Below are 12,734 nucleotides of genomic sequence, written 5' to 3'. Positions count from 1 at the left end.
AGGCGGGGCTTTTTATTTATGGCGGGTTTATGCGCGGTTCTGCGAGATATCAATCCTCGTCAATCAAATCCTCGTACGTGTCCGGCGTAGCGCCGGGGTAATCAACATTCCTTTGCAGGATTTCGAGGTTGAACTTCAGGGTTGTACCTGCGCGCTCACTGAAATATTGAGCGTTGCTATTGGACTGGATGATTCCGGCATTTCGGGCTTTCAGGTAAATATTTGCGTTGTTTGTGCCCAGGTCATCAAGTGTGATGATTCTTTTGTTGTCATCCAGCAAGTTGAAGGAAGTTGTTTTTCCGCCAGCACCCGGCATGGCGCTGAGCTTCCCGGTAGCGCCTTTGCTGATGTAGTGAGCAAAGTAACCATGACCACGAATCTCGATGTTGTAGTAATCCTCGTAACATGCGAAGTAGGCAATGAATTTGGGGTAGGTTCGGGTCGGTCCAACCGGGTGGCGCGGTTGGGACGGCAGCGTGGTGAGGACATTGGCTTCGCTGGCAGGGTAGCTTTCATTCAGCAGATTCCGGAAAGTCAAACGGCTGCCGTTATATTCCAGGTGTGCGTAAAACGATCTTTTTTGATTCAGGCTCATAATGATCTTCCATGATGTCGAGTTGGTCTTGCGTGGTGTGGCGACTAATCTAATTGAGGTTTTTTCAGATGGAAGTCTACAAGCGTTGCGAGGTATTGCTGTGTGAGGGACATGACGGCTGAGGGCACTTTTAAAGCGGGTTTGAATGTTGTTTTATACTTCTATTTTAATATGTGTATTTCGAAGTAATACCTCTCCCTGGCGATCTCCTTTTCGGGAGATGCCAGGGGTCAAAGGGGGCTGTCAGTGCAGGTTTTGCCCCTGCTTGTGATCAAGCATCGACACGTTACCTGCCGACCTGGTCAATAAATTACTGAGCGACTGGTCAAACTTCTGCAGCGCCCGAACTTGCACGTTCTGCTGTTCATTGATATCCGCCACGATATCTTCCGAACGTTTGTAATCCGCCCATAACGGACTCAGCGCTCTGGCGTCCGTCCCTTGGGCCGTGCCGATATAGTTGAACTGCCCGTCATAAAAGTCCGCACTCACATCCGCCTTGACGTCCGAACTGCGCGACGTAATCAACTGGCTGTGAGTGTCGACGATCGCCACCACATCCGGGTTGGCCGCCCGCAAGCTCTGCATGTCCGGGTACACCGTCACCGAGCCGAACTGACGTTGCAGCGAAGCTTTCACCCAATCCACCGCCATGTCCGGTTTCGAGGTGGCCACGTAGGCGTCGTGGATCGGTTGCACCAGCAGGCTCTGGCCGAAACCGGTGCCGGCGTTGGCCTGATAGTTGCGCAGGTAGTCGCGGTTGGTCTGGGTGCTCGGGCTGTAAATCACGCCCAGCGACACGCCAGGGCCGGCCTTCACGGTGGTCATATGGCTGCGGCCAACCGGGTGGGGCAGCAAGGTGTCGAGCGACGATACCGCTTTGGGCGCGGTGGGGACCGAGCAGGCCGTCAGTGTCAGCAGTGAAAGGAACAGAGTGCTGGCGAACGCAGGTTTCATGGTGTTTCTCCCGTGAAACAACTTCAGTCGGAAAGTTTAAGTTGCCACTCTTCGCGGCAGTTGAATCAGACTAAACCTGTGGCGGTTTTATGAAACGACCAATCAGTGAAGTTATCAGGAGACCAATAGTTTGATTTGCTGTAAGCCGCGCAGGTTAATTGCGACCAGCATTAAAAACGCCCAAATCAACGATTTGAGCGTTTTTATTTATGGCTGACGTAACAGCAATCAGTTTTCCAGGGGGATCAACACTTTCTCATCGGGCGACAGCACCATGAACACCAACAACTTGGCCGGCTTGCTCTTGCTGGCGTTTTTCGAGATCAAGTGCTCGGAACCGGCCGGCTCGTACCAGTATTGGCCCTTCTTGTAGGTGATCGGTTGCTCACCTTTGACCTGGGAAACGATCTCGCCTTCGAGCACGTAGGCCATGGCGGTGCCGTCGTGTTTGTGGGCGATTGAGGACTGGCCAGGCTTGTAATCGACTTCGATCATCATGGCTTTTTTGCCGGGGACGTTTTTCAGCATCTGATCCTGCAGCACCGAGATTTTCTCGGACGGGGAATCGGTACCGTGGGCCAGCGCCGAAGCGCTGATGGTAAGGGCCAGAGCGGCGAACGGGGCGGCAAGCAAGTGCAGGACTTTCATGGTGATCACCTGATAAGTGGGGGAGTCGGTAATCACAGTAGTCCGCGTGCCGGGGTATTCAAACGGCCAATGTTCGGGAAGTTTGGGTGACCAATCTGGGGAATTTTGCGCTTTCGAATACGCCATCGCGAGCAAGCTCGCTCCCACAGTGTTCTGTGTCGTTCATATTATTAGTGAACTGCACGAAACCCTGTGGGAGCGAGCTTGCTCGCGAAGGCGGCGGATCAGACGATAGGAAAGCTGTTGAAATCGACGCTATTGGCCAGACGACTGTCGATCAGGTCGATGAAGCCCTGGGCTTCCGGGCGATTGAAATGCGCCTGCATCGCCGCTTCCGACTGCCAGCGGGCGCTGACCGTCCAGCGGTGGCTGTCCTCGGGGCAGCGGTCGACCATGTAGGAATCGCAGCCCGGCGTTTCGCGCAGGGTTTCGACGATCTTCTGCAACTGCTTGCCCAGCTCCTCCGATCGGCCGGCTGCAGCCTGCACCTGTACGGTGTTGATCACTTCGTTGGACATTGCTCACACTCCTGAATCAGGCCGGACGAATCCTGCTCATTGAGGGATAACGCTTGTGCAGGATAGGCCCGCACCCCCGGATCACCAATAACCAATCGGCAGTTAATCGTTTAGTCCAATCTAACCAACAACCTGTTGCAGAATGTCGCGCAGGCGGTCGAGTGCGATATCGATGTCCAGGGTTTCGATGGCGCCGAAACCGAAGTACATCCCGCTTCTTGCAGGCTGCTGGTAATAGAAGCCATCGATGGCGTACAGCCCGACTTCGACCTTTTTCGCCAGTTCGATCACCAGCGGCAAGTCGATCGGCACCTTGCAGAACACCGCCATGTGAAATCCCGCGCTGGGCGGCACGGCCTCCAGCCATGGCGAAAGGTCGGTGGCCATGCGCGCCAGAATCCGCTCGCGGCGCTGGGCATAAATGGTGTGGCAGCGGCGGATGTGCTTGAGCAGACACCCTTCGGCGATGAACTTGGCCAGCGCCCATTGCGGCAGGGTGGAGGCGTGCAGGTCGGTGAGCTGCTTGGCGCGGATCACCGCTTCGAGGATCGCCGGCGGCAGGATCGCGTAGCCGAGCCGCAGCTCCGGCAACAAGGTTTTCGAGAAGGTGCCGACGTAGGCGACGATGCCGCGCTGATCGAGCTTGTGCAGCGAATCCGTCGGGCGACCCTCGTAGCGGAACTCGCTGTCATAGTCGTCCTCGATGATGATCGCGCCCAGCTCATGAGCCCGTTCGAGCAGGGCCTCGCGCCGCGCCTGACTCATCGGCATGCCCAGCGGAAACTGGTGCGACGGCGTCACGTAAATCAGCCGCGTGCCCTCGGGAATCCGCTCGACCTGAATGCCCTCGGCATCCACCGGCACGCCGACCACCGTCGCCCCGTGAGTGCCGAACAGCAGCCGCGCCGGCGGGTAACCGGGATCTTCCATCGCCACCAGACTGCCGGGGCGGATCAGCACCCGCGTGATCAAGTCCAGCGCCTGTTGCGCGCCGTTGCACACCACGATGTCTTCGTCCTGGCAGTTCACGCCACGGGAAAACGCGATGTGCCGGGCAATCGCATTACGCAGCGCCGGCAGGCCCTCCGGCACACTGTAAAAACCTTTGGAATTGGCCATCTGCCGCAGCGCGTGAGAGACGCAGCGGCGCCAGTCATCCTGGGGAAACTGGCCCTTGCTGGTGGCGCCGCCGATGAAGTCATAGCGCAGCGAACCCTCAAGCGTCGGATGCCGCAGGAACACCGGCAGATTGCGCCAGCTCTCGATCACCTCGGAACTGGCCAGTTCGGAATGGCTTTGCTTGCGCTGGACCGGCGTCGAGCGGGCGTTGACGTAAGTGCCTTTGCCGATCACACCGGTGAGGAAATTCTCGTAGGTGAGCTGCGCGTAAGTGTCGGAAATGGTCTTGCGCGAGATTCCCAGCTGCTCGGCGAGCAAACGGCTGGGCGGCAACTGGGTGCCGGCGGCCAGGCGCCCGGATTCAATGGCGCCGCGCAGTTGCTGGTACAACTGACCGGCCAGATCCTTGCGGCCGTTGATCACGACATGAAGTTCCATACCGAGGGGGCTCTCCGGGCGATTGAGTGTGCCGGCCAGATTACTCCCGAATGCGGGCGTGGCAGAAGTTGCGTGGTCGAAAAACCGTGAATTGGCCTCCGGTTCAGTGGTCTGCCGTTTTTTCGTGAAATTGGGGCTGTAACGTTGCCGAGCCAGCGCTTACCGTGAAATCACTCTTCTGCTGCCCGAGGCCCGCCCATGTCCCCGCGTCTGGATTACTACAGCGCTTCACCCAAAGCCATGAAAGCGATGATTGCCCTGGAAGCGCTGACCAGCAGCCTGAGCATCGAGGCGCCGCTGCTGCACCTGATCAAGATCCGCGCCTCGCAACTCAACGGCTGCGCGTTCTGCACCGACATGCATTCGGTGGAAGCGCGGCGGGCAGGGGAGACGGATCGACGGCTGTACGCCATCGCCGTCTGGCGTGACAGCGGCTTCTTCAATCTGCGCGAACGGGCTGCACTGGCCTGGACCGAGGCCGTCACGCTGCTGGCGGACAGCCGGGTGCCTGACGATGTTTACCAGCAGGCGCGGGAACAGTTCAACGAGACGGAACTGGTGGACCTGACCATGGCTGTCAGCACCATCAACAGCTGGAATCGTCTGGCGGTGAGCTTTCGCCAGATTCCCAGCGATTGATCACGAGCCATCTTCCCCCCCACATGGTGATCGTTCCCACGCTCCGCGTGGGAATGCCTCTGGGGACGCTCCGCGTCCAGTGACGCGGAGCGTCACGGGCTGCATTCCCACGCAGGAGCGTGGGAACGATCAAGACGATCTACGAAACTAGTTCGGTGGCCGCTGCGGTTTCACCGACGTGCCAAACGTGTTGCCCATCCGCGTACTGGTGGCCGCTGGCGTCGCCAGTCCCACCTGATTCGGCGGCCGCTTGTTGACCGGCACATTCATCGCTTCCTGATTCTTCTGCGCAGCCGCCGCGCCGTCGGGGTTGTTGCCCATCTGCTGGCTCAGGCAATCGTAATTCGGTGCCTTGTAGCCACCCACCGTCACCTCGACGCAGCCCAGCGGTTCCTCCGCGTGTGCGCCGCCCAACACCGTCAGCAACAACCCGCCGAGGGCGACTTTCCAGACTGATTTCATGCCTGCCTCCTGGCCGGCCCGAAGGGGCCGCTCTAGCTCAAGAGTCTAGTGCAACGGTGGCGCCGATCCCGTGATGGTTTTTTTGCAGTGGCCGTCACACCAGATTCATAAACAGCCCTCAGGATGACGGTTTTCAGGGATACATCAGCCGTGCAGCGAGGCCGTGCCAGGGAGGATGTTGTGCGCTCAGCGCTCATGCGCCAGCTCTGTCTGGGGCTGCTGCTTGGCTTGTTTCTGAGCCGCGCCAGCGCCGATCCGATGCCGGCGACGATGCGCATGACGCTGCACATCCCGGCCCAGGAACTCGCCCGCGCCCTCGATCAGTTCAGCCGCGCCACGGGCATGGCGGTGCTGGTCGACAGCCAGTTGAGCCGCGGTCGACGTTCGTTGGCGGTGGATGGCGAATTCACCGCCGCCGAAGCGTTGCGCCGGATGCTCGGCGGCAGCGGGTTGATGGCCAAGTACAGTCGCGACGACGCGTTCACCTTGCAAGTGGCGCAAGTTGAAGAAGTGCCATTGCCGGCGGAGAAACCCACCCCCGCCAGCGCAGCCGTCAACCGCAGTTACGCCACAGCGGTGCAGGCCGCGATTGAACGCAACCTGTGCCGCTCGCCGCTGACCCGGCCCGGCAGTTTTCGTGCGGTGTTGCAGCTGTGGATCGGCCGCGACGGCGTGGTGCAGCACAACCGGTTGGTCACCACCACCGGCGATGTTCGGCGCGATGCAGCGCTGGTAGACAGTTTTCACACGCTGAAAATCGACCGGCCGACACCCGGCGCATTGCGCCAGCCAGTCACGTTGCTGTTGTTACCCGAATCGTCAGGAAAGCGCATGGAATGCACAAAATGGGAAGGAGTTTCCGGGGGATGAAAGACGCCGGACAAAGTTCGATGGTCCAGCTGTTCCTGACGTCCTACGAGGACTTTCGGGTGCGCCTGCGACGCCGTCTCGGCTCGGAGGACCTGGCCAACGACGTGCTGCACGAAACCTACCTGCGGGTCGACCGGATGGAAGCGCCGCCAAACCTGCAGCGGCCCAACGCCTACCTCTATCGCATGGCCCTGAACATTGCCGCCGACCGCCGCCAGGCTGATGCGCGACTGCTCACCGGCAGCGAAGTCGAAGAACTGCTGCAAGTCAGCGACGAAGCGCTCGACCCGATGCGCGTGGTCGGCGGCCAAAAGGAAATCCAGTCCCTGCTCAGTGCCCTCTACGAGCTGCCGGCCCGGCGCCGCCGGATCTTCATCGCCGCACGCCTGGAAGAAGCGCCGCACCTGGAAATCTCCCAGCGTTTCGGCATTTCCACGCGCATGGTCGAGAAGGAAATCAAGGCTGCCCTCGGACACTGCGCGGCCAAACTGGAAAGAAAAGTGTTTCAGCGGTTCGGTCGCGGGGCCGGAAAACCGTCTAGTGAATGAAGCTCCCGATCAACCCGTCGAGTACCTGTGCGTTTGAACATCTTCCGTCTGACACCTGCCGAGCCCACGCCTGCCGAGCGTCTGCAAAGCGAAGCCCGCGACTGGCTGATCCTGCTGACCTCCGGCCGCGCCACGGTCGCCGACGCCCGAGCGCTGCGCCAGTGGTGCGCGCAAAGCCCCGAACACGCCCGCGCCTTCGAAGAGTGCAAGGCGTTGTGGCATCTGCTGCAACCGGCGGCGGAAGCGACGCAAGCGCCACGACGGTTTGGACGCCGGGCCTTTCTTGGTGGCGCGATTGCCGCGTCAGCAGCGTTCCTGCTGGTGCGCGGCACGATCCCGGGCGGGTTCTCCGGGCTTGGCGCGGATTACATCACCGAAGTCGGCCAGCAACGTCGGGTAGAACCGGCCGATGGCTTGAGCCTGGAATTGAACACCCAGACCCGCATCAACCAGCGTTCGGTGGATGAGGGCGTGCAAGGTTTTGAACTGGTCAGCGGTGAAGTCGAAGTGCAGACAGCGCGGTTGCCGATGGCGATGCAGGCCGGTGGTGGATGGCTGCGGGCGAGCAGGGCGCGGTTCAACCTGCGTAACCTTGATCAGCAGGTTTGCGTGACGTGCCTGGATGGCGCGGTGGATGTGGAAGTTGAAGGCCGCAGCCTGCGCCTGGAGCCGGGCCAGCAATTGACCTATGACGCGCAACAGGTTGGCGCCGTGCAAAGCGTCGATACGGCGGCGGTAATGAACTGGCGTAAGCAGGTGCTGGTGTTCAACGGCGCGACGCTGAGTCAGATGATTGATGAGATCAACCGCTATCGCCCGGGGATGTTGCTGCTGCTCAACCGAGAACTCGGCCAGCGCCGCGTACAAGCACGTTTCTCCCTCGATCAACTGGCCGGCGTAGGCGCACTGATCCGCGATGCCTACGGCGTCAAATGCACCGAGTTGCCGGGCGGTGTAGTCGTCCTCAGCTGATCACTGCAAGGGTCCCATGACCTGCCGGTACTTCTCCGGCCCTTGCGGTGTTTGCCGAGTCAACCGCACCTCCAACCCCAACGGATCCTCCCGCCGATTCCCACTCAACTGCCGCCACCCCTTATCCATCTCCCAAACCCGCACCTGCAAATCACTCACCTCACCCAAAACCGCCACCCCAGCCGTAGGCGCCGGCAACGGATAGCGACTGCGCGCCGGCGCGACCGCGCGATACAACGTGTCCCCCTTGAGCCACCAGCGCACCCGCTGCAACGCCCCCGGCTGATCCGCCGCGCTACGAATAATGTCCAGCCGAAACCCCTTGCTGTCACTGCTGCGCACCGTAAGGGCAGGCGGGGCCGTCGCCGGTTCATCCTCGGTGCCGACCTTCTTCGGTTCCGTCAGCACGATCCCCGCGCGCATCTCCACATCCCGCTGCATCTGATTCAACGCCCGCAACAGGCTGTCGCTCTGCTCAGCACTGGCCTGCAAATGGCTGTCGGCGCGCGTAACACTGTCCAGCCCCTTCCAGGCAATCAGACTGACCACCGCCATCAACAGAATCGCGACCATCACCTCGATCAGCGTAAAACCTTGTTGTCTGTTCATTGCACGCTAATCCGGCCCGAAGCATCGCGCAGCACACTCAATCGATTGAGCCCGTCAGACAGCGTCAACTGCAGCGGCGGATTGATCCACTCCGCGTTCAGCACCACTTTCTGCTTCGGCTCCACCCGCACCTCAAGCTTCGGACTCTGCCAGGGACGCGGCCGCAACTGCGGGTCCCGATCGAAATGATCAAAACCCTTGCCACTATCGCTACGCCGACTGAACCGAAACCCCTTGCCATCGCTCAACCACGCAATCGGCCGACCATCGGCGCGTGCCTCGGCCTGCGCAATCTGCAGCAACTGCGCCACGCGCTCGGCGTCCTTGCGCAGCAACTGCAACGGATCGGGCTTGATACTCAGACTGATCGCCGCACTGGCGATACCGATGATCACCAGCACCACCATCAACTCGATCAACGTAAAACCCTGCTGCCTGCACCGGTTCATCGAATGCGCACTCCCTTGCGTCCAGCCCGTCCCAAAAAACCATCCTGCACGGCCAACATGTAAGGCGTGTGAAATAAAACCGTGAGAATTGCCGCGTAGTCTGGTCACCGGGACTAAAAGGAGATTCAGCCCATGAGATTCACCGCACGCTTTTCACCCCCCCAAATCATCCAGGCCGCCGCACTGCTGGCCGCCCTGGTCGGCATCGCCACCTGGTCATCCCTGCTCCTGACCACCGCCGAATCCCACACCCCGGCCGCCACCCCGCAACTGCTTGCGGCGCGCAGCGACAACCCGGCGTTGCAGTGGTTTTCCAATCGCAGGGCGCCGGTGGAGATCAAGGTCAGCGGTGTGATGGCGGGGAGTCGCGGGGCGGTGGCGATTTTGAGTTTGAACGATGGGCCGCCGAGGAGTTTTTTGCAGGGGGAGCGGGTGAGTCCTGGGGTGAAGTTGGTGGCGGTGGAGGGGGATGGGGTGGTGATTGAGCAGGGTGGGGAGAGGGTGCGGTTGGGGGTGGAGAGGTTGGGGGAGGGGGTGGAGATGCCTAGGTTGGTTAGGCCGTGATTTTCTGGTGGGATTTATTTTTGCGCTTCAGTCGGATGGTGGTACTGGATCGCCGGGAACGTGATTGATTGCTTTTGACCAGCAAGAGGAGGCATGTCGTAAATGTCCTCTTCGGCCAAAATTCGACGTTATCAGCAAGCAGGAAGTGGCCAGAAGCAGTCATTCGTGAATGGATATTTTGGACCTGAACCTAGCACGCTACTAGGGCTCCCAGTGACCAAGACCATTTCGTTGATTTTGGTTTTGACAGACGGGGCTAACTGTGCTCCTCGTTTTGGAGGTTCGATAACCTCATGTTTCTTTCCCACCAGCAAATCAGGTACCCTCGCCTCATTTGACAGGCGAGACAAGGGAGTTCAGTCGATGTTGATTATGGATATTAGCGAGGAGCAAGCGCAGCGCCTTCTCGCGAAAAGTGAGGGTCACTTTCTCGATTTTAAGGCAAAAGAAATTGCGCCTGCAAAGCTGACGCGATCGATTTCTGCATTTGCTAACGCAGAGGGTGGCGATATCTACATCGGTATTTCCGAGAGTCATACTGGTTTTTCGTGGAATGGGTTCAATGACGCTGAAGACGCTAATCCATTCATTCACGTTTTCGAACAATTATTCCCAGTGGGTGATGATTTTGCTTACGAGTTCCTTTCTTGTGCTGGCCGAGATGGTCTTGTGCTTCATGTGGCCGCAAAAAAACCACACGAATTGTAATCGCAAGCGATGGTTTTCCTTATCTTAGGAGAAATGCTCAAAAGATTAAAATCGATACGGAAGAATTACGGCGCAGACTAGAGCTCGATAAAGGAATTTATTCATTTGAAGCTGAAACTATCGACGTAGATGTGGAACTGATCTCTAAGTCAAACATCATTGCGAGTTTTCTATCCGCGAATATTCCTAACCGGAAGGCCTTGGACTTCTTGAATATGGAACTTTTAATTCGTCGCGGATTACCGAAGGTTGCAGGTGTTCTCCTCTTCTCCGATTTACCACAAGCGGCACTGCCAGACAGGAGCAGCGTTAAACTCGCCAGATACCGAACCTCCGGACCAGCCCAGCGCGAGGCCCTTATTGGGGCTGCGGAGACGATTGAGGGGCCGCTTTACGACCTAATTCACAGTGCTGTTGAAAAAACCAAGAGAATGGTTGAAGCGCATCAGGTTCAAGGACGAGATGGCCTTGAGCTCGCTAAATACCCTCATGAAACTCTTCATGAAATCATCACAAATGCGATTATTCACCGTGACTACAGCCTTCCAGATCATGTCCACATCAGGGTCTTTGACAACCGGATTGAAGTTGAAAGCCCCGGGCGTCTAGCGGGTCAAGTCACTGTTGATAACATCTTGGATGCTCGGGCAATTCGTAATGGTCAGATCAATCGGTTGATTAACAAATTTCCTGATCCACCCAATAAGGATATGGGCGAAGGGCTTAACACTGCAGTCGAAGCGATGAGAGGCGTAAGGCTGAAAGATCCAGTTTTCCAAGAGCGTCAGACAGCGTTCATTGTAATCATTCCTCATGAGTCGCTCGCCACGGCTGACGAAATGATCCTTGAGTATTTGAATAAAAACGACACAATTACGAATAAGCAGGCGAGGAAACTCTACCCCGTCGAAACGCAACATCGAATGAGAGCAATCATTCAAAGGATGGTGCAGCAGCAACTACTTGAACCTGTGGAGGGGACTTTGCGTGGTGGCACGAAGTACAGGAAAAAAGTAGTAGATTTGGTATCAAGTGAGGGGTAGAAGTGATATCTGAGGCTTGATTGGTACGCACTGAAGGAAAAGGGGGGTGATTTATTTTCATAATATAAATCAGTCCCCTTTTTACTTAGGTGGGCCATTTCGTCACTGATACACTGATTTCGACTCGACGATTAGCCAGGAGCTGAGATGGATATCAAAGAGTTTTGCGTCACTCATGGATTTGACTTGAGTAAAAGTGGAGTGGCGTTAGGAGGTGGAAGTTTTGGAATGACGGATCTGAAAATTTCTCCAATGGAATTTTTGGTTTTGGCAGAGGAAGATTTTGAGCGGGGAGGGTTGGCGGCGCTTGTGAACGCAACGACCAATTTGAAACGAGCCATTGTCGGACAGCTTGATCAGTTACTGATCTCCTTTGGCTATCCATCACTTAGATGGAACGTGCCAAAAAAGATCGAGCGAGTAAGGGCACTTGGATTATTGGCGCCAAGTCTGTTACGTAAAGTTGTCGATATGCGAAATTTCCTTGAGCACGAGTACGCCACACCTGAGCTAAAAAACGTTGAAGTAGCATTGGATATTGCGAGTCTATTTGTAATGTCCTCTTCAGCTATGTTCATTCCGTTCGATGACGTCCTAGAGTTTTCACGGCCTGAGCCCCAAGTGGCAGACGGCGCTGTCGCACTTCTCACAGCCGGATTGAGAAGGGAGTCAGGCAGGGTTTTCTACAACGTCTACGCATATGAAACCGGCGGATATGCTGGACATTGTGTTGGTCAATGCCAGATTCAATCAGGGCATATCCTGTTTGAAGCAATGGTAAAGCTTTCCGCATCGCTGATGCTTCGATACAAAGTAAACAAAGCGATCAGTGATTTTGAAACTGCGTATGTTCAGTTATGAATGCTCGATAGGTGAGTGCTGCCGGTAATTGGAAAAGTAGAAAAGAAGTAGAAAAGGGGGCTTATTTATTTCTCAGAAAATAAATAAGTCCCCTTGTGGTTCCTTTTTTAGAGTGGTTCGGTACTTTTTTAATTGGTGCAGTTTAATGTTTTTCGGTGGATTTGTTTGATTGTATTGTTTGTGCTGCTTTGTTTAACGCAGCTTCCATGACGAGCGCTTTTGTCGATACCGCCCAAAATGCGAAGCTGGCAATTAAGAAGTCGATGCGAGGCTCGCCTGTTCCATGTTTTATTTTTTCATCGGGGTTCTTTGAATAAATTATGATGTATCTTTTTTCTACTGGGTGGAACTCAGGGTCAATAGCTGACAAAAGGTTCACGAGTCTCGACAATTGCTGAATGTCTCCTTTGTCAATTGCACTTTTTGATCCGTGGGCTAACTTGTTGCGCATGCCGTTTACATGATGGATCACTGCGGCAATTTGGAGGGGTAAACCGAATGCGGTGGCTAAACCTAATTTTTGCCCAAAATCTCTTGGCGGCTTTGCGTAAATAGCAATTTCACCTTTGCACTTCTCTCTTAAGTAGAAATCTAGGAGTCGTTCTAGCATTAAATGAAATCGAAGTACGCATCCCATTTCATCTTCTGTTTCTGCAGCAGCTATCAAAATTTCAGTGTTTGCTAGCTCCTTTATATTGATATCTATTTCAGTTATTTTTCCAGGTTCCATGCTT

At 56.5% G+C, this 12,734-nt stretch carries 17 protein-coding genes; 8 read left to right on the top strand and 9 right to left on the bottom strand.

What is annotated here, in order from left to right; genetic code table 11:
• Positions 1–49: 49 nt before the first annotated feature.
• The 5 genes from AC0R79_RS17925 to pdxR all read right to left on the bottom strand — a co-directional run bounded on the left by AC0R79_RS17925 (position 50) and on the right by pdxR (position 4,275).
• Positions 50–595 (bottom strand): hypothetical protein, encoded by a 546-nt coding sequence (locus AC0R79_RS17925; RefSeq protein ID WP_085603102.1) that lies wholly within the window; start codon positions 593–595, stop codon positions 50–52.
• Positions 596–838: 243 nt separating this feature from the next.
• Positions 839–1,552, bottom strand: coding sequence for an ATPase (locus AC0R79_RS17920; RefSeq protein WP_474730990.1), 714 nt, complete (start codon positions 1,550–1,552; stop codon positions 839–841).
• A 228-nt stretch (positions 1,553–1,780) separates the two neighbouring features.
• A complete protein-coding gene (locus AC0R79_RS17915; RefSeq protein WP_127798388.1) occupies positions 1,781–2,200 on the bottom strand; it encodes a cupin domain-containing protein in 420 nt (139 codons plus the stop codon).
• A 224-nt stretch (positions 2,201–2,424) separates the two neighbouring features.
• Positions 2,425–2,718: a putative quinol monooxygenase gene (locus tag AC0R79_RS17910; protein ID WP_007959339.1), complete on the bottom strand. Its 294-nt coding sequence runs from the start codon at positions 2,716–2,718 to the stop codon at positions 2,425–2,427.
• A 120-nt stretch (positions 2,719–2,838) separates the two neighbouring features.
• Positions 2,839–4,275, bottom strand: a complete 1,437-nt coding sequence (gene pdxR, locus AC0R79_RS17905; RefSeq protein WP_207982991.1) for a MocR-like pyridoxine biosynthesis transcription factor PdxR — start codon at positions 4,273–4,275, stop codon at positions 2,839–2,841.
• A 198-nt stretch (positions 4,276–4,473) separates the two neighbouring features.
• Here pdxR and AC0R79_RS17900 point away from each other — a divergent pair, with 198 nt between their 5' ends.
• The gene (locus tag AC0R79_RS17900) at positions 4,474–4,914 is read left to right on the top strand and encodes a carboxymuconolactone decarboxylase family protein (protein WP_096820026.1); all 441 of its coding nucleotides are present in this window, start codon (positions 4,474–4,476) and stop codon (positions 4,912–4,914) included.
• 147 nt (positions 4,915–5,061) lie between these two features.
• On the opposite strand, the gene AC0R79_RS17895 is transcribed toward AC0R79_RS17900, so the two are convergent.
• A complete protein-coding gene (locus AC0R79_RS17895) occupies positions 5,062–5,376 on the bottom strand; it encodes a hypothetical protein (protein WP_443576418.1) in 315 nt (104 codons plus the stop codon).
• A 195-nt stretch (positions 5,377–5,571) separates the two neighbouring features.
• Here AC0R79_RS17895 and AC0R79_RS17890 point away from each other — a divergent pair, with 195 nt between their 5' ends.
• The 3 genes from AC0R79_RS17890 to AC0R79_RS17880 are packed head-to-tail and all read left to right on the top strand — an operon-like array spanning position 5,572 to position 7,766.
• Positions 5,572–6,246 (top strand): STN domain-containing protein, encoded by a 675-nt coding sequence (locus AC0R79_RS17890; protein WP_474735138.1) that lies wholly within the window; start codon positions 5,572–5,574, stop codon positions 6,244–6,246.
• A complete protein-coding gene (locus AC0R79_RS17885) occupies positions 6,243–6,794 on the top strand; it encodes an RNA polymerase sigma factor (RefSeq protein WP_474730983.1) in 552 nt (183 codons plus the stop codon). Before AC0R79_RS17890 ends, AC0R79_RS17885 begins: the two co-directional genes overlap by 4 nt.
• Before the next feature lie 33 nt (positions 6,795–6,827).
• Positions 6,828–7,766 carry a FecR family protein gene (locus tag AC0R79_RS17880; protein ID WP_474735136.1) on the top strand — a complete coding sequence of 313 codons (939 nt, stop codon included), beginning with the start codon at positions 6,828–6,830 and terminating at the stop codon, positions 7,764–7,766.
• Here the strand turns inward: AC0R79_RS17880 and AC0R79_RS17875 are convergent, their stop codons facing one another.
• Together AC0R79_RS17875 and gspH are read right to left on the bottom strand one after the other, a co-directional pair.
• Positions 7,767–8,375, bottom strand: coding sequence for a prepilin-type N-terminal cleavage/methylation domain-containing protein (locus AC0R79_RS17875; RefSeq protein ID WP_474730982.1), 609 nt, complete (start codon positions 8,373–8,375; stop codon positions 7,767–7,769).
• Positions 8,372–8,824, bottom strand: coding sequence for a type II secretion system minor pseudopilin GspH (gene gspH / locus AC0R79_RS17870; RefSeq protein WP_011334577.1), 453 nt, complete (start codon positions 8,822–8,824; stop codon positions 8,372–8,374). Before gspH ends, AC0R79_RS17875 begins: the two co-directional genes overlap by 4 nt.
• Positions 8,825–8,956: 132 nt before the next feature.
• Here gspH and AC0R79_RS17865 point away from each other — a divergent pair, with 132 nt between their 5' ends.
• The 4 genes from AC0R79_RS17865 to AC0R79_RS17850 all read left to right on the top strand — a co-directional run bounded on the left by AC0R79_RS17865 (position 8,957) and on the right by AC0R79_RS17850 (position 12,000).
• A complete protein-coding gene (locus AC0R79_RS17865; protein WP_474730980.1) occupies positions 8,957–9,388 on the top strand; it encodes a type II secretion system protein N in 432 nt (143 codons plus the stop codon).
• A gap of 102 nt (positions 9,389–9,490) precedes the next feature.
• Positions 9,491–10,096 carry an AlbA family DNA-binding domain-containing protein gene (locus AC0R79_RS17860; RefSeq protein WP_474730977.1) on the top strand — a complete coding sequence of 202 codons (606 nt, stop codon included), beginning with the start codon at positions 9,491–9,493 and terminating at the stop codon, positions 10,094–10,096.
• A gap of 131 nt (positions 10,097–10,227) precedes the next feature.
• Complete coding sequence (locus tag AC0R79_RS17855; RefSeq protein ID WP_474730974.1) at positions 10,228–11,139, top strand: ATP-binding protein; 912 nt, start codon at positions 10,228–10,230, stop codon at positions 11,137–11,139.
• A gap of 147 nt (positions 11,140–11,286) precedes the next feature.
• Complete coding sequence (locus AC0R79_RS17850; RefSeq protein WP_474730972.1) at positions 11,287–12,000, top strand: hypothetical protein; 714 nt, start codon at positions 11,287–11,289, stop codon at positions 11,998–12,000.
• Between the two features lie 142 nt (positions 12,001–12,142).
• Here AC0R79_RS17850 and AC0R79_RS17845 read toward each other — a convergent pair whose 3' ends face one another.
• Positions 12,143–12,730, bottom strand: coding sequence for a hypothetical protein (locus AC0R79_RS17845; RefSeq protein ID WP_474730969.1), 588 nt, complete (start codon positions 12,728–12,730; stop codon positions 12,143–12,145).
• Positions 12,731–12,734 lie beyond the last annotated feature (4 nt).

Source organism: Pseudomonas sp. HD57-3 (assembly GCF_056113135.1).
Note: the sequence above shows the minus strand (reverse complement) of the source record. Positions and strands in the feature narration are given on the sequence as shown.

What these genes read in the sequence shown, in the direction of transcription:
- AC0R79_RS17845 (WP_474730969.1), bottom strand. Translation starts at nt 12,730, where the DNA reads ATGGAACCTGGAAAAATAACTGAAATAGATATCAATATAAAGGAGCTA.
- AC0R79_RS17910 (WP_007959339.1), bottom strand. Translation starts at nt 2,718, where the DNA reads ATGTCCAACGAAGTGATCAACACCGTACAGGTGCAGGCTGCAGCCGGC.
- AC0R79_RS17885 (WP_474730983.1), top strand. Translation starts at nt 6,243, where the DNA reads ATGAAAGACGCCGGACAAAGTTCGATGGTCCAGCTGTTCCTGACGTCC.
- AC0R79_RS17860 (WP_474730977.1), top strand. Translation starts at nt 9,491, where the DNA reads ATGTCCTCTTCGGCCAAAATTCGACGTTATCAGCAAGCAGGAAGTGGC.
- AC0R79_RS17875 (WP_474730982.1), bottom strand. Translation starts at nt 8,375, where the DNA reads ATGAACAGACAACAAGGTTTTACGCTGATCGAGGTGATGGTCGCGATT.
- AC0R79_RS17900 (WP_096820026.1), top strand. Translation starts at nt 4,474, where the DNA reads ATGTCCCCGCGTCTGGATTACTACAGCGCTTCACCCAAAGCCATGAAA.
- AC0R79_RS17915 (WP_127798388.1), bottom strand. Translation starts at nt 2,200, where the DNA reads ATGAAAGTCCTGCACTTGCTTGCCGCCCCGTTCGCCGCTCTGGCCCTT.
- AC0R79_RS17920 (WP_474730990.1), bottom strand. Translation starts at nt 1,552, where the DNA reads ATGAAACCTGCGTTCGCCAGCACTCTGTTCCTTTCACTGCTGACACTG.
- AC0R79_RS17850 (WP_474730972.1), top strand. Translation starts at nt 11,287, where the DNA reads ATGGATATCAAAGAGTTTTGCGTCACTCATGGATTTGACTTGAGTAAA.
- AC0R79_RS17865 (WP_474730980.1), top strand. Translation starts at nt 8,957, where the DNA reads ATGAGATTCACCGCACGCTTTTCACCCCCCCAAATCATCCAGGCCGCC.
- pdxR (WP_207982991.1), bottom strand. Translation starts at nt 4,275, where the DNA reads ATGGAACTTCATGTCGTGATCAACGGCCGCAAGGATCTGGCCGGTCAG.
- gspH (WP_011334577.1), bottom strand. Translation starts at nt 8,824, where the DNA reads ATGAACCGGTGCAGGCAGCAGGGTTTTACGTTGATCGAGTTGATGGTG.
- AC0R79_RS17890 (WP_474735138.1), top strand. Translation starts at nt 5,572, where the DNA reads ATGCGCCAGCTCTGTCTGGGGCTGCTGCTTGGCTTGTTTCTGAGCCGC.
- AC0R79_RS17925 (WP_085603102.1), bottom strand. Translation starts at nt 595, where the DNA reads ATGAGCCTGAATCAAAAAAGATCGTTTTACGCACACCTGGAATATAAC.
- AC0R79_RS17895 (WP_443576418.1), bottom strand. Translation starts at nt 5,376, where the DNA reads ATGAAATCAGTCTGGAAAGTCGCCCTCGGCGGGTTGTTGCTGACGGTG.